This is a genomic window from Aeromonas sp. 602658, from assembly GCF_049173005.1.
GTDB classification, from domain to species: domain Bacteria; phylum Pseudomonadota; class Gammaproteobacteria; order Enterobacterales; family Aeromonadaceae; genus Aeromonas; species Aeromonas veronii_A.
The window spans coordinates 51,215-76,575 of the sequence record NZ_JAAKRF010000017.1; the positions used below are offsets into that span (position 1 = coordinate 51,215).

Below are 25,361 nucleotides of genomic sequence, written 5' to 3' on the forward strand. Positions count from 1 at the left end.
TTGCGCCCATCATCGGCATCAGGAAGATCAGCGGGAATGAAGAACAATAGAGGGTTGACCGGGTTTGTGCTGCTCTGTGCAGTGTTGGGGGCTGGCAGTGTGCAGGCCATGGTGGAAGTGAAGGTGCCGGAGAATTTCCGCATCCTCGCGGTGAGCAACGGCACCTTGCAGGATGAGCAGCATGCCACCCTGGCGGATGGCGAACAGCAACTGCTGGTGCGTTTCGAGGGGGTGATCCCCAGCCGCAGCAGCAGCGAGAATGATCGGCAGGTACGCTCCGAGCCGCAGGTGGTGCGCTATCAGGGCAGCAATCAGCATTTGCAGCTGACGGCCAGCGTACCGGGAGACGAGCGGGGGATGCAGGCGTATGCCAAGGCTCCTGTGGTGACGTTGCAGGAGAATGGCCGCGCGCTTGCCATCCAGCAGGATGCGCTGGTGACCAGCGGCATGCTGCTCGGGGTGGATTGGAACGGCAAACTGGCTGAATACAATCGCAGCGGCGGCAAGGCAGCGCTGACGGCGGGAGCAATATCCGCACAGCCAACTGCCACGATCGCCAGCGGGGCGCAACCCGTTGTGGTTGCCAACGAGCTGGAAGGGCAGTTGCAGCAGCTGTTCCTCAAGGCAGACCCGGCCCTGCGCAAGCGCTTTATCGGTTGGGCCGTGCCGCAGCTTTAAGTTTGTCGCCCGTTGCAGTAACGTGGGCATCCCTGTCGGATGCCCTCTTCATCGTACTCAACGAGGTGTTCATGTTTGAATTGCATTCCCGCCTGCAGGCAGATACCTGCTGGCTTGGCGATCTACCGCTCTGTCGCGCCCTGCTGGCCAAAGACAGTCAATACCCCTGGCTGATCCTGGTGCCGCGAGTGGCCAACCTGCGCGAGATCCATCATCTGGCACCGGAGCAGCAGCAACAGCTGATGCAGGAGTCCTGCGCCGTCGCCGCCCTGATGGAGCAGGCCCTCAGTCCGGACAAGATCAACATAGGGGCGCTGGGCAATCTGGTGCCACAGCTGCACATTCACCATGTCGCACGTTTCGCCACCGATGCTGCCTGGCCAGGCCCCATCTGGGGGGCTCATCCGATCGTGCCTTATGAGCCACAGGTGCTGGCGCAGCAGGCCGACAGATGGCGTGACCGGCTCGCCAAGCTGAGCGGTTTTACCCCTGCGGCTGCTGATAACGGCGTCAACTGAGAGGCGTGTCGCTATTTCAGTCTTCGGGCCGCGCCATCTGTTAGAGTTATGGTATAGATAAGCCCATTCTCGATGTTCAGGAAGGTCCCATGATAGTGACAAGAGCCGATGATGACGTCGTGTTGACGACTGAGGATGTACTGCTCAGCCTGTGCAACTCGGTGACCGATGTGTTGAGTGCCGCGACCATGAGTCAGGTGCGGTTTTCCGGCATGGTGCAGCGGATCAGCAAGACCTGCCTCAAGCCGGATATCGGCTGCTTCGTGCTGTTCGATGGCGGTTTTTCCGGTCTGGTGGTGATCAACTTCTCCGCCGCTGCCGCCATGGAGTTGTACGAGAGCTACATGCTGAGCATGGGGCTCTCCAAGGAGGATCTCGCCATCTCCCATACCTCTGACGAGGTGAGCAACGTGATGGGCGAACTGATGAACCAGATCGTTGGCAGCTTTACCGTCAAGGTGGGCCGGGATTTGCAGACTCACATTACCCAGAACCAGCCGAAGATGCTGGCCCTCAACAAGCAGGTGATGCTGAGCGTCGATACCAATCTTGACAGTCCGGAGTCCCGCCGCGTCACTTTCTTCACCGCCCGCAACAACATCTTCTATCTGGAGCTGGCGATGGACAAGACCGAGTTTATTCGCATTCACAATGAGGGGATGGAGCACGAGGAGCTGGATCCTGACGCCCTGATCGCCCAAGCCAAGCAGGATGCCGCCAAGCCGGCCCCGGCAGCCGCTGCGCCAGCCAGTAATGATCACGATGATCTGCTCGACTCTTTGGGTATTTGAGGCAAATGCCGGATAGCAACAAGGCCACCTTCGGGTGGCCTTGTTGTATCGGTGCTCACAACCGTTATTAGAAGTTGTAGAGCAGGCCGGTGTTGAACATCACCGATTCAGAATCGTAGAAGTTGATGTCGGAATCGGACTTGGCGTAGCCAGCGGTAAAGGTTGCCGAGAGCGGTGCAATACCGAACAGGCGGTGCCAGAAGAAGGTACCGGTCAGGGCAAACTCGTCGGAGTCGGCTTTTTTGTTACTAAAGTCAGGGATTGGGTTGGCTTCATCATATTTGGTCTGACCCAGATAGAGGTTGCTGACGAAGGACCACTGGGATGCCCGCTTGCCGTAGGTCAACTGGAGGCCGTTGCTCTTGTAGCTCTGGGCGCTGCCGTCCAGGTCAGCCTGACGGTGGATGAAAGCCGGCTCCAGCACCTGACCGGCTGCCAGCTGCCATTTGTAGGAGAGGTCGAGGGCGTGGATCTTGCCGTTGCGATCCAGCTTGGCCGCCGTGTCGGCACCATACTGGCTGCCACTGCGCTCTTCATCGACTTCGATGTTGCGGGTGGTCAGGCTGCCGAAGAAGTTGCTGCCCCAGATATTGTCCCAGGCGAAGCGCACCCCTTTTGACTTGATATCGGTCGACTGGCGATCGACGCTTACGGCGAAGGGATCGCTCCACTGCTCGGTTGGCATGGCATTGAAGACCACGGAGCCGGCCACTGTGCCCTTGTTGCTCATCTCTTGGCGGATACCGAGTTGCTGGGTGAAGTCGAAACGGATGGCATCCTGGATCAGGTTACCGAGGAAGACCTGGGTGCGGGTATCGGCAAAGGTGTAACGGATATCTGCGTTGAGCAGCGGGGCGACGGCGGAGCTGCTCTCTGCACTGCCCAGTCCGCTCAGTCGACGATTTTCGTCGTCACCGCTGTAAAAGTTGGATTCGTAATTGATGACGTTGACGCCGCCAAGCAGGAAACCGGACCAGCCCGATTCGTTGGGAATGGTTCCCAAATCCGCATATGCACTATTTGCGACCAGCAGGCCCAGACCAAGCAGGGTAGTGTTGCGCATCAGATAACTCCTAAATTAAACGCGTTTAAATTACCAGGTGGGCGATTATAGGGGGCCACCCTTAATGGCAACTGACAGAATTTCATCAAATATCCTAACTCACTCATTTCACTAGGCGAATCGTTAATTAATTGTGCGAGATAAGAAGAGTTCAATTCTCTGTGCTGGTATTCTGTTCGCGGATATGGGGGAGAAAATAACAAGATGAAGCAGATTAAATCCTGGGCACAATATTACGTCGATCTGATGACCAAGCTGGGACTGGTGCGCTTCAGCATGTTTCTGGCGGCTGGCATCATAGTGCTGGCTGTCGCCATCCAGATGGGGGTGACCCTGTTCCTGCGCGGCAATATCGATGTGATCGACTTCGTGCGCTCGGTCTTCTTTGGCCTGCTGGTGACCCCCTGGGCGGTCTATTTCCTCTCCATCGTGGTGGATCAGCTGGAGGATTCCCGTCAGCGATTGAGCCGGATGGTGCGCAAGCTGCAGGATATGCGCGAGCGGGATCTGGAGCTCAACAGTCAGTTGCAGGAGAACATCAGTCGCCTCAATGCCCAGATTGCCGAGACCAACCGGGCCGAGGCACTGCGTCTGCAGGCCATCGAGGATCTCGAGAACGAGGTGTTCCAGCGGGAGAAAGCCCAGCTTCATCTGGGGGAGCGTACCGCTCTGCTGCGCTCTTTTATCGACTGTTCCCCGGATCTGGTCTACTACCGCAATGAGGATGAGCAGTTCTCCGGTTGCAACCGCGCCATGGAGGAGCTGACCGGCAAGGCGGAGAGCGAGCTGATTGGCCTCACACCTTTCGATGTCTACAAGCAGGAGATTGCCAACAAGGTGGTGGAGACCGACAAGCAGGTCTTTGCCAGCAATGAGCCCCTCACCTATGAACAGTGGCTGGAGTATCCCGATGGCCGCAAGGCCTACTTCGAGCTGCGCAAAGTGCCCTTCTTCGATCGCTTCGGCAAGCGGCTGGGCCTGCTCGGCTTTGGCCGCGACATCACCGAGCGCAAGCAGTATCAGGACAAACTGGAGAAGGCGAGCCGCGACAAGACTACCTTTATCTCCACCATCAGCCACGAGCTGCGCACCCCGCTCAACGGCATCGTGGGCTTAAGCCGGATGCTGATGGATACCCCCCTCGATCCCAAGCAGCACCAGCAGCTCAAGACCATTCACCTGAGTGCGGTGACCCTTGGCAATATCTTCAACGACATCATCGATTTGGACAAACTCGATCGGCGTCGCCTCGAAATTGCGCCGACCCGCATCGATCTGCCTGCCTTCCTCGACGAGCTGGAGACCCTGTCGCGCATTCAGGCGGAGCAGAAGGGGCTATATCTGCATTTCGATCGCGATGGCGACATGCCGCAATTCGTGATAGCCGACGGTACCCGTCTGCGTCAGGTGCTGTGGAATCTGGTGGGCAATGCGGTCAAGTTTACCGACGAGGGGGGCGTCACCGTGCGCTGCCTCTCTCATCCTGCCGACGAGCCGGGCAAGCTGGCCCTGCACTTCGAGGTGGAGGATACCGGCATCGGCATCCCGCGCGCCCAGCAGGAGAAGATCTTCGCCATGTACTATCAGGTGCAGGGCAAGAAACACGCCACCGGCACCGGTATTGGCCTCGCGGTCTCCCGTCAGCTGGTGCAGGCGATGGGCGGCCAGCTCTATGTGGACAGTGAGCCGGGCGAAGGCTCCTGCTTCACCGCCGAGCTGGAGGTAGCTTGCGCCGAGCCAGTGCCGCAGGAGCAGGAGGAGGAGATGCCCTCCCTCGATATCCTGCTGGTGGAAGATGTGGAGCTCAACGTGACGGTGGCCTGCGCCCTGCTCAACAAGCTGGGTCATCAGGTGCAGGTGGCACGGGATGGCACCCAGGCGCTGGCGATGGCCAATCCGGATGATTTCGACCTCATTCTGCTCGATATCCAGCTGCCGGACATGACCGGCTTCGATGTGGCGAAAACCCTGCTGGAGCGTTATGGCGACAGCCTGCCGCCCATGGTGGCACTAACGGCCAACTCTACCGGCGATCGCCAGTATTATCTGGAGCGCGGGATGCGGGATGTGATCAACAAACCGCTTGGCTCGAAGGCTGTGCGGGAGGTGATTGGCCATCTGTTTGCCGGTCTGGCCGAGGATGAAGCGGACGAGCAAGCTGATGCGGGCAATCAGGATGCCCTGCTGGATATTCCCTTCCTCACTGATTATGCCGATACGGTGGGCAAGCCGGTGCTGCTCTCCAGCGTCGAGCTGTTCGAGAAGATGATGCCGGACTACATGGCGGTGCTCGACTCCAACATGATCGCCCGGGATCAGGCGGGGGTGGTGGAGGAGGCGCACAAGATAAAAGGGGCGGCAGGCTCCATTGGCCTGCGTCGTTTGCAGCAGACGGCTCAGCTGATCCAGAGCCCGGATCATCCCGCCTGGTGGGAGAACGTGGAAGACTGGATTGAGACGTTGCGCCGGGAATATCCGGGCGATATCGCCCGGCTGCGGCGCTGGTTGCTGTCTTGAGGCTGGAGGTTGTCTTGAGTCTGATGGAAGTGGCTGGCAAGGAGCTGCAAGATGTATAGCCGTTTGATTACCCCTGCGCGCATCCACCCTTGGGGGGACGAGGATTTGCTGGAGGCGACCGAGCAGGATCGCGCCCGTATCGTGCAGGCGGCGCCAGTGCGCCGGTTGCAGCAGAAGACCCAGGTCTTTCCGCTCGATGTGAAGGCCTCGGTGCGCAGTCGCCTCACCCACTCGCTGGAGGTGCAGGAGACCGGTCGCCAGATCAGCCGCCGTATTCTGGCCGCCTTGCCAGCCGGGATGGTCTGCGAAGGGGCCTTTATCAATCTGGTGGAGATGTCCTGCCTGCTTCATGACGTGGGCAACCCGCCGTTTGGCCACTTTGGCGAGCAGGTGATGAGCCAGTGGCTCGGCGAGATGCTCGATCCCCTCTATCAGCAGGCGCTGGCGCAGCCCCCCTCGACCCAGTGGGCTGAGCTGCGTCAGGATCTGCAACTGTTTGATGGCAACGCCCAGAGCTTGCGGCTGGTGCACAGTCTGCACGAGCTCAATCTGACGCTCGGGCAACTGGCGGCGCTCTGCAAATACCCGCAGCAGCCTCAACCCGGGGTGAGCTATGGCCAACATCATGGCTGGAGCAGCAAACGGGGCATCTTCTTTAGCGAGCAGCCGCTCTACCGTGCCCTCGGCCAGAGTCTGGGATTGGCCCCCGGATGCCGTCATCCGCTGGTCTACATCATGGAGGCGGCCGATGATATCTCCTACTGCATCGCCGATCTGGAAGATGCGGTAGATCGGAGGATCCTGACTCTGGGTGAACTGCTGGCGGCACTGCGAGCTGCTGACCAGAGTGACTACATGGGCACCTTGCTGGATGACGCGCTTGCCAGTGGTCGGGGCTTTTTCCCCCATTTTCGCCAGCAACTTACCCGGGATCTGGTTGCGCTGGCGGCGCAGAGCTATGTCAGCGAACATCAGGCCATTTTGCAGGGCTCCTATCCGCAAGCACTGCTGCATGGTCAGGCGCCGGCGGCGCGGGTGCTCGATATCCTCAAGCAGGTGGCCCGCGAGCTGGTCTTTATGCGCCCCGAAGTGGAAGCGCTTGAGCTGGAGGGGTATGCGGCGCTGCGCGGGGTGCTGACCAGTTATGCCTGTCTATTGGCGCTGCCAGCGCCACAGTTTGCTCGCCTGCTGGCCGGGGAGGGGAGTCAGGCGCTGTTCTTTGCGCGCCGTCTCTATCACCGCCTCTCGGCCCGCCATCTCAAGGCCTATCGATTGGCGATCGCCACCCCGGATCAGCGTTTTGCCTGCCAGAACGAGCAGGAGTGGTATTACCGGGTGCGGTTGCTGCTCGATTATGTCAGCGGCATGACGGATACCTATGTACTGGAAGAGTACCGGCTACTCTCGGGGATCTGATGTGCTGGCATCGTTGCCAGACGGACAGCATAAAATGCCGTAAAAACGTTTAAAAAGGAGCCGCAAGAGGCTTGTTTTAAATTCGGATATTTTTTAGACTTCTGCAACCTGTTCAACTTTTACTCGGTAAGGAGATGAAAATGCAACATCTGATGCTCAATTTTGCATTCTCTCGCGGCACTGCGTGCGGCGTGAAATCTCGTGCTCTTTTACCGCGTGGCGTAAACAGGTAACCCCTGTCTTTTTATCACCCGCGGTTCGTCCCGCAGGGTGATATCCACTTTCTCCGGGAGAACCGCATGTTCAACTGGAGAATGTCATGTCTATCGAACTGGTTTTACTGCGCAGTGTTGAATCCCTGGTCCAGAGAAGGATTGCCCGGGTCGAGCGTCGTCTAGCCGTGGTCAATCTGTCACCTGCCCTGCTGAAAGATATTGGTCTGGAAGGGTTTGAGGGACAGATCGCCCATATCCGCGAAAGCGAGTATCAAACCGGCTTTCGGCTCGGGAATCGAATAACCTGATCCATAGGGGAGGGTAAACGCTCTCCCCGTGGTGACGTGGCAGGCGTAATGCCTGCCATTTTTGTGTTTGCAGGTTGATTTTTTATTCACTTTTCTGTGCCCCGGCACTATCCTCTCTGCCCCGTTTGTGACAGATGCGTATGTTTTCTCGCCTTGTTCCGCCAGGATCGGCAAGATTAGATATGGTGGCCTATCTGTTTTACTCATCAGGACAAGACTTCATGTCACTCTTTCGTCAGCTTTTTCTCCCCCTGTTGCTGCTGTTTTCCGGCCTGCCTGCTGTTGCTGTTCCCCAGTTGGAAAAGGCAGTGGCGGACCACCAGAGTGCGGTTGATGAAGAGTTGGTGGTCGGGGTGCCCCGTGGTGGTTATCCTCCGTTCCTCTATGAACTGCCCAATCAGCGCTATGCCGGTCCGCTCAAGGAGCTGGCCTCGCGTATTGCGGCAGAAATGGGGGTCTCCCTGCGCTATGTCTCCTACAACTCCTATGTGGATGCCCGTGGTGCGCTGAACAGACGCCAAGTTGATGCCTTGATCGGGGTCGAGCTCGATGCGCTCGAGCTGGAGGGGATGAATCATATTGGCTATCTGGGCTCCTACGCCCGCGCCATCTTGATGCGCCATCCGGATCAACGTTTGACCCTGGAACAGGCGCGCAAGCTTCGCTGGGTCTGTATTCGCGGTTTTGGCAGTTGCAATGAGCTGGCGCGACTGGGGATGCCTCATGTGACCGAGCTGGAGAGCCGTGACGAGGCGACCTATATGGTCAAACTGGGGGCGGCCGATGCTTATCTGGCTCTGGGGCCGATCATTGCCATGGAGATGGAGCGGTTGCCTGAGTCGATGGGGATTGTGATCCCGGACTGGATCCCCGGTAGTGCATTGACCATTGCAACCAGTACCCATGACCCGGCGCTGACGGATCGCATCTGGCAGGCCTACCAGCGGATCCCGGTGGCTGATGCCCGGTTGCGGCTGAATCAGGAAGACAGCCGTTTCAAGGCGGGTTTGTTGCTGGAACCAGACGAGGTAGCCTGGTTAAAGAAGAAGAGCAAGGTGGTCAGGTTTGCCGTTGCGCCGTCGTTTGCCGGTATCAGCGAGATTGATGACGAAGGGGTGTTGCACGGCTATGCGGCAGATTTGATGAAGTTGTTGAGTCTGCGCTCGGGGATCCGCTTTGAACTTGAGCCGACCAGCACCTGGCAAGAGTCTCTGGCTCTGCTGAAACAGCACAATGTGGATCTGATCCCCCTGATGACACCGCTCAGGGATCGCGAGGCATTTGCCTCCTTCAGCTCCTCCTACCTTAAATTCGACAGCTATGTGGTATCCCGGCGCGGCGCACGCCCGTTGAAGTCGCTGGCGGAGCTGAAAGGGCGCCTGATTGGTGGCGTGACCGGTTCTTATGAAGCTTCTCTTATCAGCGCCCATGGTGGCAACGTCATTGAAGTGGGCAAGGATACCGAGTTGCTTACCCTGCTTGATACGGGGAAAGCCGAGTATGTGCTGTTGACCATGACCAATCTGGGGCAGCAGGCCATGAAGGGCTTCAACGAAAAGTATCAGGTGGTGCTGAGCTCCCCCGCGTTTTCCGTGCCCATCAGCATGGCCGTTGATATCAGGCAGCCCGAGCTGCTGCGGATCATGGACAAGCTGTTGCTGACCATCACGGATGAGGAGTGGCAACTGCTGGAGCGGCGCTGGCTCAATGTTTCGGTAAATGTCGAATCCGATTACAGCCAGTTCTACAAGTGGCTGGCGCTGGGCGGAGTGGCCTTGTTGACCTGCGGTCTGCTGGTGATGTTCTGGGCCCGCAGCCTGCGTCGCCAGATTGCGCAGCGGAAAATCGCAGAGAGCAAACTCAACGAACAGTTGCTGTTTGTACAGACCCTGCTCAACTCATTGCCGACCATGGTGGCATTGCGCGACAGCGAGCAGCGTATAACCCTCTGCAACCGGGCTTATCGCGATGCCTTTCTCGTTGATGTCAATGGCGAGGCGCTTGACGACCTGCAAAGCATCCCCGAGCCCCTGCGTGCGAGCGTGCTGGAAGAGGAGCGCAGGATATGGCAAAGCGGCCAGGAGCTGGAGGGGGCCGGCAATAGCTTGCGTGCCGATGGCACCCCTTTTCATGTTATCTATGCCAAGCGCCCTTACCGGGACCCCGATGGCAACATGCGGGGTGTGCTGACAGTGCTGACCGATGTCAGCCGTATCAAGGAAGCCGAGGAGCGTGCTCGTCAGGCTGAAACTCGCCTGACCCAGATCACCGACAGCATGCCCGGCGTAGTCTACCAGTATCTGTGGCTGGGGCCGGGCAAGGGACGCTTTCTTTATGCCTCTCAGGGGGCCAACGAGATCCTGGGGGTATCTCATCAGGATTTATTTAACGCTGAATCGGGTGGTGAGGTATTTGGCTTTACCGAACAGGCCCTGCAGGAGTTTGTCAGCAAGGTGGCCAACCATGCCGAGACCCTGGCCCCCCTCGATCTGGAGGTCAAGGTGGAGCGCCCTGACGGGGATCGCTATCTGCAGGTACGCGGCAATTTTGTCCGTCAGGAGCAGCAGGCGCTGATCCTCAACGGGGTGATTCAGGACATCACGGCCCTCAAGCAGCAGGAGCATGAGCTGCGCGAGGCACGTGCTTATGCCGAGCAGGCGATGCAGGCGCGCAGCCGCTTTCTGGCCACCATGAGCCACGAGTTACGCACCCCCATCTCCGGCATGCACGGCATGCTCGAGTTGTTGCAAATGAGCGAGCTCAACGACGATCAACGTTACATGGTGCGTAATGTGGTCACCTCGACCAACAACCTGCTCTATCTGGTCAACGACATACTCGATTTCTCCAAGATCGAGGCGGGTCAGTTGCAACTGCATTGTCAGGTCAGCCGGTTGCAGACGGTGATCTGCGATGCGATCCGTGGCCACGCTACCCTGGCCCATAGCAAAGGGCTCAACGTGACGCTGGAGTGGGGCCAGCATGTACCTGATTGGGCCGATATCGACGGGGTACGGGTCGGTCAGGTGATCTCCAATCTGCTCAACAATGCGGTAAAGTTCACCGAACAGGGGGAGGTCTCCATCCGGGTCAGCTACCTGCGCGATCAGCTTGCTATCAGTATCCGCGATACCGGTATCGGGATTGCCGAGGAGAAACAGGCATTGTTGTTCACTCCGTTTGAGCAGGTGGAGTCCGACATCAATCGCCGCTTTGGTGGTACCGGGCTGGGGCTGGCAATCTGTGATCAGCTGGTGCGCAAAATGGGGGGCGAACTCACCCTGACCAGCAAGGCGGGAGAGGGATCCCGTTTCCGCTTTACCGTGCCGCTGACCAACCCTCAATGGGATGCGCCCCCGCTGGCTGGCACCGAATGGTGGTTTTTCAGCGCCGATGCCAGCCTCGAGGCGGCCATGCGGCGGTTGGGCGCCAAGCTAAGGCATCTGGATGCCAGCCAGCTCAACCGCTCACTGGAAGGGTTGCTGCTGGCTGATCAGCTGTGGTTGGAGCAGGCCCTCGGCGGTGAGTGGCAGGGATGGTTGCAGCATGTCTCATTGAGAGGGATCATAGCGTCACCGAACGAGGCCCTTCGCGGCCGGATCGGCGGTCAGTTGTGGTGGCGATTGGGGCTCTCTCCTCTCTACCCGGACCTGCTGCTGGAGAGTTGTCTCGAACTGCTGCAGGAACGGGTCGCCCCGGTTTTGCCTGCGCTGGCCGACAAGCTGGGAGGACGGGTGCTGGTGGCTGATGATCATCCGGTCAATCGCGCCCTGCTGGCACGACAACTGGCTATCCTCGGAATTGAATCCCAGGTAGTGGAAGATGGCGAAAAGGCGTTGCGGGCCTGGCAGGGGCAGCCATTCTCCCTGTTGCTGACCGATTGCCACATGCCGGTGATGGACGGCTATGCCCTGACCAAGGCGCTGCGGGCTGCGGGCGTGACGGCGCCCATTATTGGGGTGACAGCGGATACCTCGGAAGAGGCCCATGCCCGTATGGTGGAAGCGGGAATGAGTGACATGCTGTTCAAGCCCTACCCGCTGGATACCCTGCGCCAGCTGCTGGCACACTGGCTCGCTGAGTCGGTACCGGCGGGCGGTACAGCGGTGACGGCGGTCGATGATGTGCTGGCCGTTCAGGCTGAACGCTGGTTGACCCTGTTTGGCGATGAGCCGACGGCGCGGGCGATGGCGGCGGAATATCTCGACTCCAATCGTCAGGATGGGGCTCATATGATGGCTGCGCTGGCTTGCCATGATTTCAACGTACTGGTAGAAACTGCCCACCGGATCAAGGGGGCAGCCCGCATGGTCGGGCTGCAGGAGCTGGCCACACAGGCTGCCAGGCTGGAGTCGGCTGCCAGATTGAAGCAGCTTGAGGAACTGGATGAGCTGACCGGCAAGGTGCAGCTATTGATGACGGCGATCGCCCACGACATTGGATTATGGCTCGATGAAAAAAGCACAACATGAGTTGGTCATTATGGTCGTGGAAGACCATGGATTTCAGCGCAAGGCGCTGCTGCACCAGGTCCGCAGCCTGGGTTACCAGAATCTGCTGGAGGCGGCCGATGGTGCCGAGGCGCTGGTGCTGAGCCAGCAACACGCCGTCGATATCCTGTTTTGCGACCTGCGGATGCCGGGCATGGATGGCATGGCGCTGCTGCGCCGCCTGTCATTGGGCGGTTTTCGCGGGGGGATTATCCTCTCCAGCGCCCTTGAAGACGATGTGGTGGAGGCCGTGTTGCGGATGAGTGCCGCCTATGGCTTGCAGGTGCTCGGCCGCATAGAGAAACCCTCTACCCAGCAGCAGCTCAAGCTGCTGATCGATGCCTGGTCACCCCGGGAGGAGCCTGCCAGGGAGGAGGAGGGGCACAGGATCGGCCTGGATGAGTTGTGCAGTGCACTCGAGCAGGATCAGTTGCTGCCCTGGTATCAGCCCAAGGTGAGCTTTGCCTCCGGCGAGTGGGTCGGGATGGAGGCGCTGGCCCGCTGGCAGCACCCGGAGTACGGCCTGATCTCTCCGGGGCGTTTTATTCCACTGGCGGAGCGCAACGGACTGATCGATCAGTTGACTGAAGTGATCATCGGCAAATCCCTTAGTGATGGTCACTTGTGGGAAGAGACCGGACTCTCGCTCAATCTGTCGATGAACCTCTCCACTACCTCGCTGATCGAGGGCGATCTGTGCAACTCCCTGATCAATCAGTGTCAACGCTGGAGCATCAACCCCGAGCTTATCACCCTGGAGGTGACCGAGAGCGCCTTTGTACAGGATCTGGGCAAGTCGCTGGAGGTGCTGACCCGGCTGCGGATGCACGGCTTTGGCCTCGCCATTGATGACTTCGGTACCGGCTACTCCTCCATGCAGCAACTGGCGCTGCTGCCCTTTACCGAACTGAAGCTGGATCGCTCCTTTGTCGACCGCTGTTTTGAAGACCCATCCCGTCTGGCCATTATCGAGTCCAGTATCGAGCTGGCGCGCAAGTTGGGCCTCAAGTCGGTGGCTGAAGGGGTAGAGGATGAGCAGACCTGGCGGTTGCTGGCAAAGTTGGGCTGCGATGTTTGTCAGGGGTTCTTCTCTGCCAGACCGATGCCACGCAGCGAGTTGCAAGAGTGGCACCGGGCTTGGCAAGATAGATTGCCTACACTGATATCTATCTGATTCTGTTGGCTGGATCCCTCCGTTTGAACAAGGATGTTCATGAAAATCTCAAGCAAGTTGCTGCTCAGCTTCGGTTTTATCAACCTGCTGATCCTGCTCTCCTCCGCGCTGGTCTATTACCGGCTGACCCAGATCAATCAGGCCCAACACACCCTGTTGGAGCAGGCGCTGCCCGCTCTGCAGCGGGATGAGGCGAGCCAGAAAGCACTGGTGGCCACCGTTTCTGCCCTGCGTGGCTATCTGATCCTCGGCAAGGATCCGGCTCAGGCTTCCCGCCTCAAGCTGGAGTGGGAGTCGGCCTGGCAGGCCATCGCCCATCAGGCCTTCAGCCCGGCGCTCGCCAAGTCTCTCGAGACCTTCAAAAGCCATCAGGAGAAGGTGTGGACCATAGCCCAGAGCGAAGAGAATCTGCCCGCTCATACCCTGATGTTGCAGGAGGCGGGTCCGCTGGCAGAGGCGGCGCTCGATCAGCTGCAATCCTTTGCCAATGAAGAAGTTGGCACTCCGCAGGATCAACTCGCTGGCGATCGTCGCATGTTGCTCAAACAGGTGGGAGATGCCTACAACAGCCTCGCCAATTCCCTCTCCGCCCTGCGGGATTTTCTTATCTCAGGCGATCCCGAATACCGCAGCAAATATCAGGATTACTACCAGTTTCATCAGCAGCGAGTGGCTGAGGTGAAACAGCAAGCCGCGCTCTTTACCGAGACCCAGCAGAGTCTCTGGCAGCTGTTTGAAGAGATGGCGACCCCCTTCTCCGAGCTGGTGGGGCAGGTGATCGAGAAGCGCCAGGCGCCGGATTGGGATCAGGCCAACTACCTGATGGCCACCGACATCGAGCCGATGCAGTCCAGCCTCAGCGAGCAGTTGGTCCAGCAGGTGGGGAAAACCCGTGCCGAGGTGGATCAGATTTCGGCGCAGATGACCGGAGCCGGGAGGGCTATCAACCAGACTCTACTGTTGGCTACCTGCAGCGCCATCGTGCTTGGCATGCTGGTCGCCTGGCTCTTTAGCCGTCGTCTGACCCGTGACATTGCCTGTTTGGTGACCCGGGCGGGGCAGGTTGCGGATGGCCGGCTGGCGGCCGAGCCCTTGCCAATCACAGGGCAGGATGAGTTGGGAGAGTTGACTGGTTCCATCAACCGGATGTCTGCCCAGTTACATCATCTGGTCGGGGAGTTGCAGGGCGCAGTGGGACAGGTCGAAGAGGCCTGTCTTGATGTGGGCAACACAACCAGAGCCATAGTGGCGGATCTGACGGAGCAGGATCAGCGGGTCGATGCGGTGGCGGCAGCTATCGATCAGATGTCGGTCAGTGCCCGTGATGTGGCTGGCAACATTGCCGGTGTGGCGGATAGTGCCCAGCAGGTGCAGCAGCAGACCCGTCAGGGAGAGGCTGCGCTGGCGCGAATGAGCGATACCATGCAGCAGATTGCCGCCATGATTGGGCAGGCCAACGAAGCCATGGGGCTGCTGGAGCATCAGAGTGAACAGGTGGGGCAGATCACCGAGGTGATCGCCACCATTGCGGAGCAGACCAATCTGCTGGCACTCAATGCGGCGATAGAAGCGGCACGGGCAGGCGAGCAGGGGCGCGGTTTTGCGGTGGTGGCCGACGAGGTGCGCCAGCTGGCGACCCGCACCCATCAATCAACCGCCGAGATCAGCCAGACTATTGCAGCCATCTCCCGGCAGACTCGCCAGACGGTGAGTACCGTCAGCAGCGGCACCCGGCTGGTGGAGCAGGGGCGGGATGCCGTTGGATTGGTGACCGATACCCTGAGTGCCATGAACGAGCTGGTGCACTCGCTGTCGGGCCAGCTGCAGGCCATTTCGGTGGCAACCGAGCAGCAGTCGCGGGTGGCCGCCGAGGTAGCCGGAACGGTCGATGACATTGCTGCGCTCAGTCGGCAATCCTGTCTGCGCAGTCAGCAGGGGGAGGAGATCGTAGCCAGACTGGCTGGCGATACCGGCAAGCTGAAGGCGGTCATCGCCCGCTTTGATCTTGACGCGTGAGATGGCGGGATCATCCCGCCATTGCGATTTATCGTGCCGTCTGGCCCGTGGGTTTAGTCCAGACGTCTGAAGGTGTGGTTGTCGAAGCTGCTGGTGGTCTCCCGGTTGAGCAGGCTGACCAGCAAAATCGCACGTTTCTCTCCATCCGGCTCCATATAGATGGCTTCGAAGCCGGCAAGCGGCCCCTCTTCAATCAGCACCTTGTCGCCCGAGCAGGGCAGGCTGGCGTAGCTGGCTCTCGCCTCGTCGCTGTCATCGCGGCTCATCAGCTGATAGACCAGCTTGCTGCTGATGGGGGTCCATTCACTGCCAAAGTGGATGATTCTGCTGATGCCGCGGGTCGATTTCAGGGTGACCGGTGTCACCTCTTCCAAATCGACAAAGATAAACAGGTAGTTGGGGAACATGGGTTCCCGTACCGGAACTCGCTTGCCCCGGCGCAGCTTCTCGATCTCCACCATGGGGTAATAGGATTCGATACCCTGGGCATCGAGGTGGGCGCGGGCGCGGGCCTCTTCTTTTGGCTTGCAGTAGGCCAGATACCATTTTTTCATGTTATGAGTATGTTCGTGTTGCCGTGCTCGCGGATATGATAGCGGCGCCAATAAAAAAGGCCACGCATTGCGTGGCCTTTTTTGCCGAGTGAGCAATTACCAACCTTTTACCAGGCCGCCTTTGAACAGCTCGAGACCTTTCTTGTAGACATCATCGGTCTGGAAAGCTTGTACGAACTGTTTGACCTTCTCGTCATCCTTGTTGTTGTCGCGGGCGACGATCAGGTTGACGTAGGGGGACTCTTTGTCCTCAACAAACAGGCCGTTCTCGGTCGGGGTCAGACCAATCTGACCGGCGAAGGTGTTGTTGATGATGGCTAAGTCCACGTCTTCCAGCGAGCGCGGCAGTTGGGCTGCTTCCAGCTCGACAATCTTGAAGTTGCGCGGGTTGCTGGCGATATCCAGCACGGTGGCTTCCAGACCGGCGCCATCCTTCAGGGTGATCAGACCCTGTTTGGCCAGCAGGATCAGGGAGCGGCCCAGGTTGGTCGGATCGTTCGGCACCGCGATCTGGGCGCCATCTTGCAGCTCGCTCAGCGTCTTGATCTTCTTCGAGTAACCAGCGATCGGGTAGACAAAGGTGTTGCCAACCGGCACCAGCTTGAAGCCGCGATCACGCACCTGCGCATCCAGATAGGGTTTGTGCTGGAAGGCGTTGACGTCGATGCTGCCATCGTTCAGCGCCACGTTCGGGGTGACGTAGTCGGAGAAGTTGACCACCTCGACGGTCAGACCGTATTTCTCTTTGGCGACCTTGGCAGCCACTTCAACCAGTTCGGTCTCGGGGCCGGCAATAGCGCCCACTTTCAGAACCTTGCTCTCTTCTTTTTGACCGCAACCGGCCAGAACCAGACCAGCCAGCAGGGCAGCCGCAACGGATTTGATGCCAAATTTCATAAAACCTCCTGTCAGAAATCGACGATTAACGATGATCACATTTGTTGACCAGGCGCTCACCCGCGCTCTGGATAAGTTGAACCAGTACTACCAGGATAACCACGGTCACCAGCATGACGGTCGGGTCAAAGCGCTGATAACCATAACGAATACCCACATCCCCCAGACCGCCGCCACCGATGGCCCCGGCCATGGCCGAGTAGTTCACCAGCGTGACTAGGGTAATGGTGACGCTGTTGAGGATGCCGGGCAGAGCCTCGGGCAGCAGCACCTTGGTGATGATTTGCAGCGGTTTGGCGCCCATCGCCTTGGCCGCTTCCAGCAGGCCGTCCGGCACTTCCATCAGGGCCCCTTCCACCAGACGGGCAATGAAAGGGATGCAACCGACAGTCAGCGGCACGATGGCAGCGATGGTGCCGATACTGGTGCCGACAATCAGCCGGGTTAGCGGAATGATGGCGACCAGCAGGATGATAAAGGGCACCGAGCGACCCACGTTGACCACCATACCCAGAGTACGGTTGAGCAAGGGGTTGGCCAGGATCTGGCCCGCCTTGGTCACGTGCAGTGCCACGCCGAGCGGCAGACCCAGCAGGCAGCCGAACAGAGCGGAGGCAAACACCATGATCAGGGTGTCGCCCAGGGCCGTGATGAGCAGATTAATCATGGCTTCGGACATAACCCATTACCTCCAGCTGAATGTGGTTGTCGATAAGGAACTGCTGGGTGGCCTCGCATTGGGCTTCATCCCCGAACAGCTCGGCCAGCAGGAAACCGAATTTGACGCCACCGGCGTATTCGATGTCTGCGCTCAGAATGCTGATATCGATATTGAAACGGCGGCTCGCCTCGGAGATCAGCGGCGTATCGACCGTGCTGCCGGTAAAGCCGAGCTTCACCAGCGGGTAGCTGCCCGGCACCCGCTCCGCACTCATCCGATCCTGATACTCCTGCGGTACCTCCAGATGGATGGTGGAGTGGATGAAATCCCGCGCCAGCTGGGTCTTGGCATTGCTGAAGAACCAGGCCACTTCGCCCTGTTCGATCAGACGGCCGTCGCTGATGATGGCCACTTCGTCACAGATCCCCTTCACCACATCCATCTCGTGGGTGATGAGCAGGATGGTGAGCCCCAGCTTGACGTTGATCTCCTTGAGCAGGGTCAGGATCGAGCGGGTGGTCTGCGGGTCGAGGGCCGAGGTGGCCTCGTCGCAGAGCAGTACCTTGGGGGCCGGAGCCAGTGCGCGGGCAATGGCGACGCGCTGTTTCTGACCGCCGGAAAGCTCGGACGGATAGGCTTGGGCACGGGCTTCCAGCCCGACCAGCGCCAGCAGCTCGGCAACCCGTTGCTGGATCTTCTCTTTGCTCCAGCCTGCCAACTCCAGCGGAAAGGCGATGTTGGCAAACACGGTGCGGGAGGCAAGCAGGTTGAAGTGCTGGAAAATCATCCCGATCTGGCGGCGAGCCTGGGTCAGATCCCGTTCGCTCAGGGCGACCAGATCCTGGCCATCAACGATGACTTGGCCCTCTGTCGGGCGCTCCAGCAGGTTGACACAACGAATGAGGGTACTCTTGCCGGCACCGGAGGCACCGATCACCCCGAAAATTTTGCCTTGGGGTACATGCAGACTCACATCACGCAGGGCGTGCACGGCGTCACTGCCTGTACCGTAGACTTTGTTGAGACCGATCAACTTAATCATGGATTCTTCCGTGCTAACAGCCTTAAAGCACAGGGCGCTACAGGCGGGGAAATTGGGCAGAGGTTCCACTGGGTTACTCTGTCATCATGGAGGATGATGCTAAGATGTCTGGATGGCCATGTCAACGCATGTTTTTACGTCTAGACGTCTAAAAAAGTGATAAGGATTTCTGTCAGGCGGATAACGATCAGGATGGTATTGTTGCTCTTCCAGATCCTGTTTCGTCCCTGCGGCACATTACCGAATTAAAGATGGTTTATGCCGGGTAAATGCTGGTTTTATTAGTGTGCCAGCCCGTTTCTGTTCACATCGGCTATCGAGCCTGATGCTCCTCCATCGTTACACAAATTGCTGCACAAATCGTTCCCTATTCGTGACCGGATCACCTGATCGCCATTTTGTCGGCGTCAACCTTGATGCAGCGCAAGGGGGGCACGGATAGGGATTGGGTCGGTGGCGCCGGTTTTTTATACTGATGATGTCGACAAGCATGGAGGGCAGTGCGATGAGATTCCAACAGATCAAAGAGTTGCTGCACTATCTTGAGCAGGTTCACCACCAGCTCGGACTCTGTTACGGGCGTTTGATCAGTCAGGTGGACAGCGAACGCAGCCGGATGTTGCTGGTCTATCTGCAAGGGCGTGAGGATGCGGCCAGTGCCCATCTGCACGAATATGCCGCTCAGCTGGGAGAGGCGGTCAGGGAGACCTGGCTGAACCAGAGTTTCAGCGAGGATATGCTGCCTGCCATTACCCGCTTCGAGCTGCCGGCATCAGTCCAGACCCAGGATATCGTCACTCAGGTATGCCGTTGGGAAGAGCAGCTGGTGAGCGAACTGAGTCATCTGGCCCGGGAGTGCCCGACACCGGCCACCACCGCATTGCTCGAGAATCTGGCCAAGCTGGAGCAGACCCGCCTGACCCGACTGGTGCACGGAGTGCACCGACTCGACGACATGTAGCGGGTGATAAGCGCCAAACTCGCAAGATGACCGCAAAACAAAAGGGCCCGGCAGCAGTGCCGGGCCCTTTCCATTGGTATCTGCTGACTTGCAGTGAGCGTCGGTCAGCCCTGCTGCTCGGCCGCGTAGAGGGCGGCCCCGATAATGCCCGCCTGATTGAGGCTGGCTGCCGGAATAAGCGGCGCCCGGGTCTCGATGCGATCGACAAACTTATCCAGCTTGGCTGCGCTGCCGCCCCCCAGAATGAAGAGGTCGGGGGAGAAGAGAAACTCGAGGCGCGCCAGATACTTGTTGAAACGCTTGCCCCAGCGGTTCCAGGAGAGATCTTCCCGTTTGCGCGCCGCATCGGAGCAGTAGTGCTCGGCGACCATTCCTTCCAGCATCAGATGGCCCAGCTCGGTGTTGGGCAGCAGATGGCCGTTGACGAAGATGGCGGTGCCGATGCCGGTGCCGACCGTGATGAGGATGATGACCCCCTTGCGATCCTTGCCGGCCCCAAAGCGCATCTCGGCCAGACCGGCGGCATCGGCATCGTTCAGCACATAGCAGGGCTTGCCGGTGACATCGGCAAACAGATGCTCGGCGTCGGTTTCGATCCAGCTCTTGTCGATGTTGGCGGCACTCTTGGCAACCCCGTTGTGGATGGTGGCGGGAAAGCCACAGCCCACCGGCCCTTTCCAGTCGAAGTGTTCGACCAGCGCCTTGAGGGTATGGGCGATGGCGGCCGGGGTGGCCGGTTGCGGTGTGGCAATGCGATGGCGCTCGCCAATCAACTCGCCGGTTTTGGTATCGACCAGACAGCCCTTGATCCCCGAGCCTCCAATATCCACTCCCAACATATGCATCTGTGTTGTCCTTGTTGTGTGCCGACCAGTTTGCAGTGACCACGCTGTTATGGGCACTGCAGGTCGGCAGAGCATGAAAAAAGTGCTGCAATCCGGCAAGGGGCAGATCACTTATGCGTGATCCGACAGACCTTTTTCGATGCAGCGGATCAGCAAACGGGTCTTCTTGTTCTCTTCATCCTGACGCCGGGCAAGGGTGGCTAGCGCCCATTCGATATGTTCGGCCACCATGGGCTCGGCGGTGGTCAGCCCCAGTTGCAGGGCGGCGATCACCTCGGGAGTCGCCGGGCCATTGCCCAGGGCGACCGCCAGATTGCGGCGCCAGCGCTGGTAACCGATGCGGCGGATCGGGCTCCCTTCGGTTTGTTTGAGGAAATCGCTCTCGCTCCAGCACCACAGCGCCAGCAGGGGCGGGCGGTGCAGGCTGGGGCGGGGGCTAAAATCGGGTTCCGGGCTAGCATCTGCGTAGCGATTCCAGGGGCAGATAAGCTGGCAGTCGTCGCAGCCGTAGATGCGGTTGCCCATCAGGGGCCGGAACTCTTCCGGAATAGGGCCATCATTCTCGATGGTGAGATAGGAGATGCAGCGGCGGCCATCCACCACATAGGGGGCGACAATGGCGCCGGTCGGGCAGATGTTGATGCAGGCGACACACTTGCCGCACTGCTCCTTCTCCACTGGCTGGTCGAGCGGCAGCGGCAGGTTGAGCAACAGCTCACCGAGAAAGAAGAAGGAGCCAGCCGATTCGTTGAGCAGCAGTGAGTGTTTGCCAACCCAGCCGAGGCCCGCCTTGGCCGCCAGTGGCCGCTCGAGGATGGGGGCGGAGTCAACGAAGGGGCGCCACTCACCCAAGGTCTCTTCAGTGCCTTGAAACAGCTCGGCGCAGCGCGCTTCGATGCGATCACCCAGCTGTTTGAGCCGGTTGCGCAGCACCTTGTGGTAGTCACGGCCGAGAGCATAGCGGCTGATGTAGCCTAGGGTCGGATCGCGCAGGGTAGCGGCGAAGCCCGCCTCGAACGGCAGGTAGTTCATCCGCACCGACAACACCCGCACCGTGCCCGGCAACAGCTCGTGGGCGCGCGCGCGCATCATGCCGTGGCGCGCCATGTAATCCATGCTGCCGTGATAGCCCGCATCCAGCCAGGCCTGCAATCTCGGCTCTTCGATACGCAGATCGGTGTCTGTGATGCCCGCCTGGTCAAAACCTAGCTCCCGTGCCCAGAGCTTGATATCGTGGGCCAGCTGGTGGAAGTCAGGTGCACTCATGCGGCTTGGCCTGGCCGGAGTTTGCTGGCGTGGGTCGATTGATAAGAGGCGGGAGCCGTCATGGTAGAGATCATCAGGGGCGCGTTGGGCACAAAAGAGGGGGGCAGTTTACCACAGGGGTTGTGGCAGACTGAACAGATCCGCGCACTGGAGCGCAACTGGGCCGCGCGCGAGGGGCAACCTCTCTATGCCCTGATGGAGCGAGCCGGTGCTGCGCTGCGCACCTATGCCACCCTGCATTGGCCCGACAGTCGCTGCTGGTGGATTTTCGTCGGCCCCGGCAATAACGGCGGTGATGGCTATGTGCTGGCCCGCCTTGCCCGCCAGATTGGCATCGAGGTGGTGGTGATTGCCGCCAGAGCACCCGACCAGCTGAAGGGGGATGCCAGACGGGCCGCCGATGAGTGGCTGGCGGCCGGTGGCCGGGTCTGGCTGGCCGAGCAGTTTGATGGGGCCCGGCACTCAGCCCCGGATCTGGTGGTCGATGCTCTGCTTGGCACCGGCGTCAACACGCCCCTCTCGCCACTACTGACAAAGATCGTCGCAACAATCAATGGCTTGGTTGTGCCCGTGCTGGCGGTGGATCTCCCCTCCGGCCTCAACGGCGATACCGGCCGTGCCATGGGGGCCGTGGTGCAGGCCACTCGCACCCTCACCTTTATCGGTATCAAGCAGGGGATGCTCACCGGCGACGGGGTGGATTGCGTCGGCCAGCTCGACTGTGATCCCCTTGGCGTCACGCCGGATGACACTATGCTGCCCGCCATCTGGCGTATCGATTATCCGCTGCTCAGCACGCAGCTTACCCCGCGCCCGCGCGCTTCCCACAAGGGCTCTTATGGCAAGGTGCTGCTGGTGGGGGGCAATCGCGGCATGCAGGGGGCCATCGTGCTGGCGGCCCGCGCCTGCCTGCGGGCGGGGGCCGGGCTGGTGCGGGTGTGTCAGCATCCGGAACATCCGCCGGTCAGTCTCTATCAACCGGAGCTGATGAGCCTCACCAGCGCTGATGACAAGGGGTGGGCGTCGGTGCGGGTCATTGGCCCCGGCCTCGGTCAGGATGAGTGGGGAGGCGCGCAAATCGCCCGTTATCTCACCGAACGGCTGCCACTGGTTTTGGACGCCGATGGATTGAATTGGCTGGCGCAATCTCCCCGCCATCAGGATAATTGGGTGCTCACGCCCCATCCCGGCGAAGCTGCGCGACTGCTGGGATGCACCATTGCCGACATTGAAACCGACCGGTTTTCCGCCGTGCAGGCGCTGCAGCGGCGCTATGGCGGTGTGGTGTTGTTAAAAGGGGCGGGGACACTTATTTATGACGGCGAGCGGGTCGCACTCTGTTGTGAAGGCAACCCAGGCATGGCAAGTGGCGGCATGGGCGATCTGTTATCTGGTATAATCGCCGCCCTTTTGGCCCAGGGCTGGTCTGCCACCATGGCAAGCTGGCTGGGCGCCGTGATCCACGGCGAGGCTGCAGATCAGGCCGCCGCTGACGGCGAACGGGGCATGCTGGCGTCAGATCTGCTGCCGCTGATCCGCAAACTGGTTAATCCCGACACCATTACAAGTTAAAAAGAAGAACATGGCAAAACAGTTGATGATGACACTGCCGGACGAGGCAGCAACCGTGGCACTGGGTGGCCGTCTGGCACAGGCCTGCCAGCAGGCGACCACAGTGTTTTTGCATGGCACGCTTGGTGCTGGTAAAACCACTCTGACACGCGGCTGGGTGCAGGGCCTTGGCCATCAGGGCAAGGTAAAAAGCCCGACCTATACCCTGGTCGAGCCCTATGAGCTCGATGGCTGGCAGGTCTATCACTTCGATCTCTATCGTCTGGCTGATCCGGAAGAGCTGGAGTTCATGGGCATTCGGGACTATTTTGCCGCCAATACTCTCTGTCTGGTGGAGTGGTCCGAGAAGGGCGAGGGCTGGTTACCGGCTCCTGACCTTGAAATTACCCTTACTTATGTAGGCGAGCAGCGCGAGGCTCTGATAGAGGCCCGCACTGCTATTGGCGAAGCCATTCTGGAACGGTTGTCATCTACGTGCGCTTGATCCTTGTTATTGCTCTCTCCTTGATGGCGTTACCCTCCTGGGCGAATCAGCTCAAGAGTGTGCGAATCTGGCCATCACCGGATAACACCCGGGTGGTGCTCGATATGAGCAGTGCCCCCAACTACAACTACTTCACCCTGGCTGGCCCCGATAGATTGGTGATCGATCTGAAAGGGGCGAGCAATGCCACCAATCTGGCCCGGGTCGAGAACAACAGCGAGCTGGTGCGCAAGATACGTGAGAGCACTCCGCTGGAGAAGGGGGGCCTGCGGCTGGTGCTTGATCTCAGCTCCGCCATCAAGCCGGTGGTCTTTCCGCTGGCACCAGCCGGGCCCTATGGTCACCGTCTGGTGATCGATCTGCCTTATGAAGAGAAGCGCTCGGCGGCTGCGGTGCAATCCACGCCCGTCGGTGGCAAGGGCAGGGGGGTGGTGATTGCCATCGACCCGGGCCACGGTGGGGAAGACCCGGGTTCCATCGGTCCGCGTCGTACCTATGAGAAGCGAGTTACGCTGGCAGTCTCCCAGAAGCTGGCGGCGCTGATCGACCGCGAGCCGGGGATGCGCGCCGTGCTGACCCGTCGTGGCGACTATTTCGTCGACCTCAACAAGCGTTCCGAGATTGCCCGCAAGGCCAAGGCGGATCTGCTGGTGTCGGTCCATGCGGACAGCTTCCATAACTCCACTCCGCGCGGCGCCTCTGTCTGGGTCCTCTCGACCAACCGTGCCAACCGCGAGATGGGCAGCTGGCTGGAGAAGCAGGAGAAGCAGGGCGAGCTGCTGGGCGGGGTCGGCAAGGTGTTGGCGGAATCCGATCCCAATCCCTATCTGGCGCAAACTTTCCTAGACCTTTCCATGGACAAGTCCCGTGCCGAAGGCTACGACGTCAGCCGTCAGATCCTGCGCTCATTGGGCAAGGTTGCCCGACTGCACAAGAAGGCCCCGGAGCATGCCAGTCTGGCTGTGCTGAAGGCGCCGGATATTCCCTCGGTGCTGGTCGAAACCGGCTTTATCTCCAACCATGCGGAAGAGAAGCTGCTGGCTACCTCAAGCTATCAGGATCAGCTGGCCCGCGCCATTTTCGAGGGGATCCGCAACTACTACCGCGCCCACCCGACCAAGGGAGCCATGTTGACCGGCAAGGGACAGGCGAGCAGGCCTGCCGCGACCACTCGCTCTGCACCGGTAGCTTCGCAGCCGGTGAGCCAGCCCAAGCCAGTGCAGTCGCAGCCGGTGGTGACCAATAAGATGCCAGCGACAGTACGTGACGGCGCGGCTGCGACCGGTTCAGGTGCCGGGGTGATCAAGCCCTATTCGGAGGCTGCGCAAGATTCTGGTGCGCCGGTTAGCAATGTGGGCGACTATGACAAATCTCGGATGCTCCGCCATGTGGTCAAACGGGGCGAGAGTCTCTCTCGCCTTGCCGAGAAGCATGGAGTGAGTCAATCCACTTTGGTAGAGATCAACCAGCTGCGCAGCCGGGATATTCAGATTGGTCAGACCATCTATATTCCCCAGCAGGGGCAGAGCCGCGCTGCCGCCCCCGTTCGCAGTGATGACAAGTCGCAGATGATCCGCCATGTGGTCAAGCGGGGGGAGAGTCTCTCCCGCCTTGCCGAGAAGCATGGGGTGAGTCAGGCGCGACTGGTAGAGATCAACAAGCTCAAATCGCGGAATATTCAGGTAGGGCAGGTGCTCTACATTCCGCAAAACTGACGCGCGGGAGCGGGTGATACCGCTCTCGCTGTTAGCCAATACCATCAGCAAGATTGAAATTCAGGAGCAAGTGATGCCGATCCGTATATTACCCCCCGATTCTGGCCAACCAGATTCCGGTTGGTGGAGAGGTGGTGGAGCGGCTCTCTATCCGCAAGATTGAAATTCAGGAGTAAGT

General features: G+C 59.6%; 20 protein-coding genes. 13 read left to right on the top strand and 7 right to left on the bottom strand.

The features are described 5' to 3' along the window. The first annotated feature begins 36 nt into the window (after positions 1 to 36). The 3 genes from G5253_RS13225 to G5253_RS13235 all read left to right on the top strand — a co-directional run bounded on the left by G5253_RS13225 (position 37) and on the right by G5253_RS13235 (position 1,987). Positions 37 to 678: a DUF2057 domain-containing protein gene (locus tag G5253_RS13225; RefSeq protein WP_421203488.1), complete on the top strand. Its 642-nt coding sequence runs from the start codon at positions 37 to 39 to the stop codon at positions 676 to 678. A 71-nt stretch (positions 679 to 749) separates the two neighbouring features. Continuing rightward, positions 750 to 1,196: an HIT domain-containing protein gene (locus G5253_RS13230; protein WP_216952913.1), complete on the top strand. Its 447-nt coding sequence runs from the start codon at positions 750 to 752 to the stop codon at positions 1,194 to 1,196. Positions 1,197 to 1,285: 89 nt separating this feature from the next. Continuing rightward, positions 1,286 to 1,987 (top strand): DUF3334 family protein, encoded by a 702-nt coding sequence (locus G5253_RS13235; protein WP_227341980.1) that lies wholly within the window; start codon positions 1,286 to 1,288, stop codon positions 1,985 to 1,987. Between the two features lie 67 nt (positions 1,988 to 2,054). Here G5253_RS13235 and G5253_RS13240 read toward each other — a convergent pair whose 3' ends face one another. Further along, entirely contained in the window at positions 2,055 to 3,050 is a 996-nt protein-coding gene (locus tag G5253_RS13240; RefSeq protein WP_421203490.1) for a DUF2860 family protein, read from the bottom strand. A 204-nt stretch (positions 3,051 to 3,254) separates the two neighbouring features. On the opposite strand from G5253_RS13240, the gene arcB reads away from it, so the two are divergent. The 6 genes from arcB to G5253_RS13270 all read left to right on the top strand — a co-directional run bounded on the left by arcB (position 3,255) and on the right by G5253_RS13270 (position 15,186). Continuing rightward, positions 3,255 to 5,567 carry an aerobic respiration two-component sensor histidine kinase ArcB gene (gene arcB / locus G5253_RS13245; protein WP_421203492.1) on the top strand — a complete coding sequence of 771 codons (2,313 nt, stop codon included), beginning with the start codon at positions 3,255 to 3,257 and terminating at the stop codon, positions 5,565 to 5,567. 51 nt (positions 5,568 to 5,618) lie between these two features. Then, positions 5,619 to 6,983 (top strand): dGTPase, encoded by a 1,365-nt coding sequence (gene dgt, locus G5253_RS13250; protein WP_216952917.1) that lies wholly within the window; start codon positions 5,619 to 5,621, stop codon positions 6,981 to 6,983. 319 nt (positions 6,984 to 7,302) lie between these two features. After that, positions 7,303 to 7,506 carry a hypothetical protein gene (locus tag G5253_RS13255; RefSeq protein ID WP_245133436.1) on the top strand — a complete coding sequence of 68 codons (204 nt, stop codon included), beginning with the start codon at positions 7,303 to 7,305 and terminating at the stop codon, positions 7,504 to 7,506. Between the two features lie 221 nt (positions 7,507 to 7,727). Continuing rightward, entirely contained in the window at positions 7,728 to 11,978 is a 4,251-nt protein-coding gene (locus G5253_RS13260) for an ATP-binding protein (RefSeq protein WP_421203494.1), read from the top strand. Continuing rightward, the gene (locus G5253_RS13265) at positions 11,959 to 13,170 is read left to right on the top strand and encodes an EAL domain-containing response regulator (RefSeq protein WP_227341982.1); all 1,212 of its coding nucleotides are present in this window, start codon (positions 11,959 to 11,961) and stop codon (positions 13,168 to 13,170) included. The genes G5253_RS13260 and G5253_RS13265 overlap by 20 nt, the downstream gene beginning before the upstream one ends. A gap of 39 nt (positions 13,171 to 13,209) precedes the next feature. After that, on the top strand, positions 13,210 to 15,186 hold the full coding sequence (locus G5253_RS13270; protein ID WP_421203496.1) for a HAMP domain-containing methyl-accepting chemotaxis protein: 1,977 nt from the start codon (positions 13,210 to 13,212) through the stop codon (positions 15,184 to 15,186). A 53-nt stretch (positions 15,187 to 15,239) separates the two neighbouring features. On the opposite strand, the gene rfaH is transcribed toward G5253_RS13270, so the two are convergent. The 4 genes from rfaH to metN form a co-directional block, all read right to left on the bottom strand. After that, positions 15,240 to 15,740 carry a transcription/translation regulatory transformer protein RfaH gene (rfaH, locus tag G5253_RS13275; protein ID WP_005339074.1) on the bottom strand — a complete coding sequence of 167 codons (501 nt, stop codon included), beginning with the start codon at positions 15,738 to 15,740 and terminating at the stop codon, positions 15,240 to 15,242. 96 nt (positions 15,741 to 15,836) lie between these two features. Further along, positions 15,837 to 16,637 (bottom strand): methionine ABC transporter substrate-binding lipoprotein MetQ, encoded by an 801-nt coding sequence (gene metQ, locus G5253_RS13280; protein ID WP_159143049.1) that lies wholly within the window; start codon positions 16,635 to 16,637, stop codon positions 15,837 to 15,839. Positions 16,638 to 16,662: 25 nt separating this feature from the next. Next, positions 16,663 to 17,316: a methionine ABC transporter permease gene (locus G5253_RS13285; protein ID WP_005339070.1), complete on the bottom strand. Its 654-nt coding sequence runs from the start codon at positions 17,314 to 17,316 to the stop codon at positions 16,663 to 16,665. Next, positions 17,297 to 18,340 carry a methionine ABC transporter ATP-binding protein MetN gene (gene metN, locus G5253_RS13290; protein WP_005341087.1) on the bottom strand — a complete coding sequence of 348 codons (1,044 nt, stop codon included), beginning with the start codon at positions 18,338 to 18,340 and terminating at the stop codon, positions 17,297 to 17,299. Before metN ends, G5253_RS13285 begins: the two co-directional genes overlap by 20 nt. A 505-nt stretch (positions 18,341 to 18,845) precedes the next feature. Here metN and G5253_RS13295 point away from each other — a divergent pair. Further along, complete coding sequence (locus G5253_RS13295) at positions 18,846 to 19,301, top strand: hypothetical protein (protein WP_421203498.1); 456 nt, start codon at positions 18,846 to 18,848, stop codon at positions 19,299 to 19,301. 104 nt (positions 19,302 to 19,405) lie between these two features. Here G5253_RS13295 and ppgK read toward each other — a convergent pair whose 3' ends face one another. Both ppgK and queG read right to left on the bottom strand, forming a co-directional pair. Then, positions 19,406 to 20,146 (bottom strand): polyphosphate--glucose phosphotransferase, encoded by a 741-nt coding sequence (gene ppgK, locus G5253_RS13300; protein WP_005339062.1) that lies wholly within the window; start codon positions 20,144 to 20,146, stop codon positions 19,406 to 19,408. A 111-nt stretch (positions 20,147 to 20,257) separates the two neighbouring features. Continuing rightward, entirely contained in the window at positions 20,258 to 21,412 is a 1,155-nt protein-coding gene (gene queG, locus G5253_RS13305) for a tRNA epoxyqueuosine(34) reductase QueG (RefSeq protein WP_043822994.1), read from the bottom strand. Positions 21,413 to 21,472: 60 nt separating this feature from the next. Between queG and G5253_RS13310 the strand changes: the two genes are divergently transcribed. From G5253_RS13310 to G5253_RS13320, 3 genes are read left to right on the top strand one after another with little or no spacing between them, the layout of a single operon-like run. After that, positions 21,473 to 22,984: an NAD(P)H-hydrate dehydratase gene (locus tag G5253_RS13310; RefSeq protein WP_421203500.1), complete on the top strand. Its 1,512-nt coding sequence runs from the start codon at positions 21,473 to 21,475 to the stop codon at positions 22,982 to 22,984. A 10-nt stretch (positions 22,985 to 22,994) separates the two neighbouring features. Further along, positions 22,995 to 23,468 carry a tRNA (adenosine(37)-N6)-threonylcarbamoyltransferase complex ATPase subunit type 1 TsaE gene (gene tsaE, locus G5253_RS13315; protein ID WP_227341987.1) on the top strand — a complete coding sequence of 158 codons (474 nt, stop codon included), beginning with the start codon at positions 22,995 to 22,997 and terminating at the stop codon, positions 23,466 to 23,468. Between the two features lie 23 nt (positions 23,469 to 23,491). Beyond that, the gene (locus G5253_RS13320; RefSeq protein ID WP_421203501.1) at positions 23,492 to 25,183 is read left to right on the top strand and encodes an N-acetylmuramoyl-L-alanine amidase; all 1,692 of its coding nucleotides are present in this window, start codon (positions 23,492 to 23,494) and stop codon (positions 25,181 to 25,183) included. Positions 25,184 to 25,361 lie beyond the last annotated feature (178 nt).

Coding starts and splice junctions, on each gene's coding strand:
- G5253_RS13225 (WP_421203488.1), top strand. CDS start 37: ATGAAGAACAATAGAGGGTTGACCGGGTTTGTGCTGCTCTGTGCAGTG.
- G5253_RS13230 (WP_216952913.1), top strand. CDS start 750: ATGTTTGAATTGCATTCCCGCCTGCAGGCAGATACCTGCTGGCTTGGC.
- G5253_RS13235 (WP_227341980.1), top strand. CDS start 1,286: ATGATAGTGACAAGAGCCGATGATGACGTCGTGTTGACGACTGAGGAT.
- G5253_RS13240 (WP_421203490.1), bottom strand. CDS start 3,050: ATGCGCAACACTACCCTGCTTGGTCTGGGCCTGCTGGTCGCAAATAGT.
- arcB (WP_421203492.1), top strand. CDS start 3,255: ATGAAGCAGATTAAATCCTGGGCACAATATTACGTCGATCTGATGACC.
- dgt (WP_216952917.1), top strand. CDS start 5,619: ATGTATAGCCGTTTGATTACCCCTGCGCGCATCCACCCTTGGGGGGAC.
- G5253_RS13255 (WP_245133436.1), top strand. CDS start 7,303: ATGTCTATCGAACTGGTTTTACTGCGCAGTGTTGAATCCCTGGTCCAG.
- G5253_RS13260 (WP_421203494.1), top strand. CDS start 7,728: ATGTCACTCTTTCGTCAGCTTTTTCTCCCCCTGTTGCTGCTGTTTTCC.
- G5253_RS13265 (WP_227341982.1), top strand. CDS start 11,959: ATGAAAAAAGCACAACATGAGTTGGTCATTATGGTCGTGGAAGACCAT.
- G5253_RS13270 (WP_421203496.1), top strand. CDS start 13,210: ATGAAAATCTCAAGCAAGTTGCTGCTCAGCTTCGGTTTTATCAACCTG.
- rfaH (WP_005339074.1), bottom strand. CDS start 15,740: ATGAAAAAATGGTATCTGGCCTACTGCAAGCCAAAAGAAGAGGCCCGC.
- metQ (WP_159143049.1), bottom strand. CDS start 16,637: ATGAAATTTGGCATCAAATCCGTTGCGGCTGCCCTGCTGGCTGGTCTG.
- G5253_RS13285 (WP_005339070.1), bottom strand. CDS start 17,316: ATGTCCGAAGCCATGATTAATCTGCTCATCACGGCCCTGGGCGACACC.
- metN (WP_005341087.1), bottom strand. CDS start 18,340: ATGATTAAGTTGATCGGTCTCAACAAAGTCTACGGTACAGGCAGTGAC.
- G5253_RS13295 (WP_421203498.1), top strand. CDS start 18,846: ATGAGATTCCAACAGATCAAAGAGTTGCTGCACTATCTTGAGCAGGTT.
- ppgK (WP_005339062.1), bottom strand. CDS start 20,146: ATGCATATGTTGGGAGTGGATATTGGAGGCTCGGGGATCAAGGGCTGT.
- queG (WP_043822994.1), bottom strand. CDS start 21,412: ATGAGTGCACCTGACTTCCACCAGCTGGCCCACGATATCAAGCTCTGG.
- G5253_RS13310 (WP_421203500.1), top strand. CDS start 21,473: ATGGTAGAGATCATCAGGGGCGCGTTGGGCACAAAAGAGGGGGGCAGT.
- tsaE (WP_227341987.1), top strand. CDS start 22,995: ATGGCAAAACAGTTGATGATGACACTGCCGGACGAGGCAGCAACCGTG.
- G5253_RS13320 (WP_421203501.1), top strand. CDS start 23,492: ATGGCGTTACCCTCCTGGGCGAATCAGCTCAAGAGTGTGCGAATCTGG.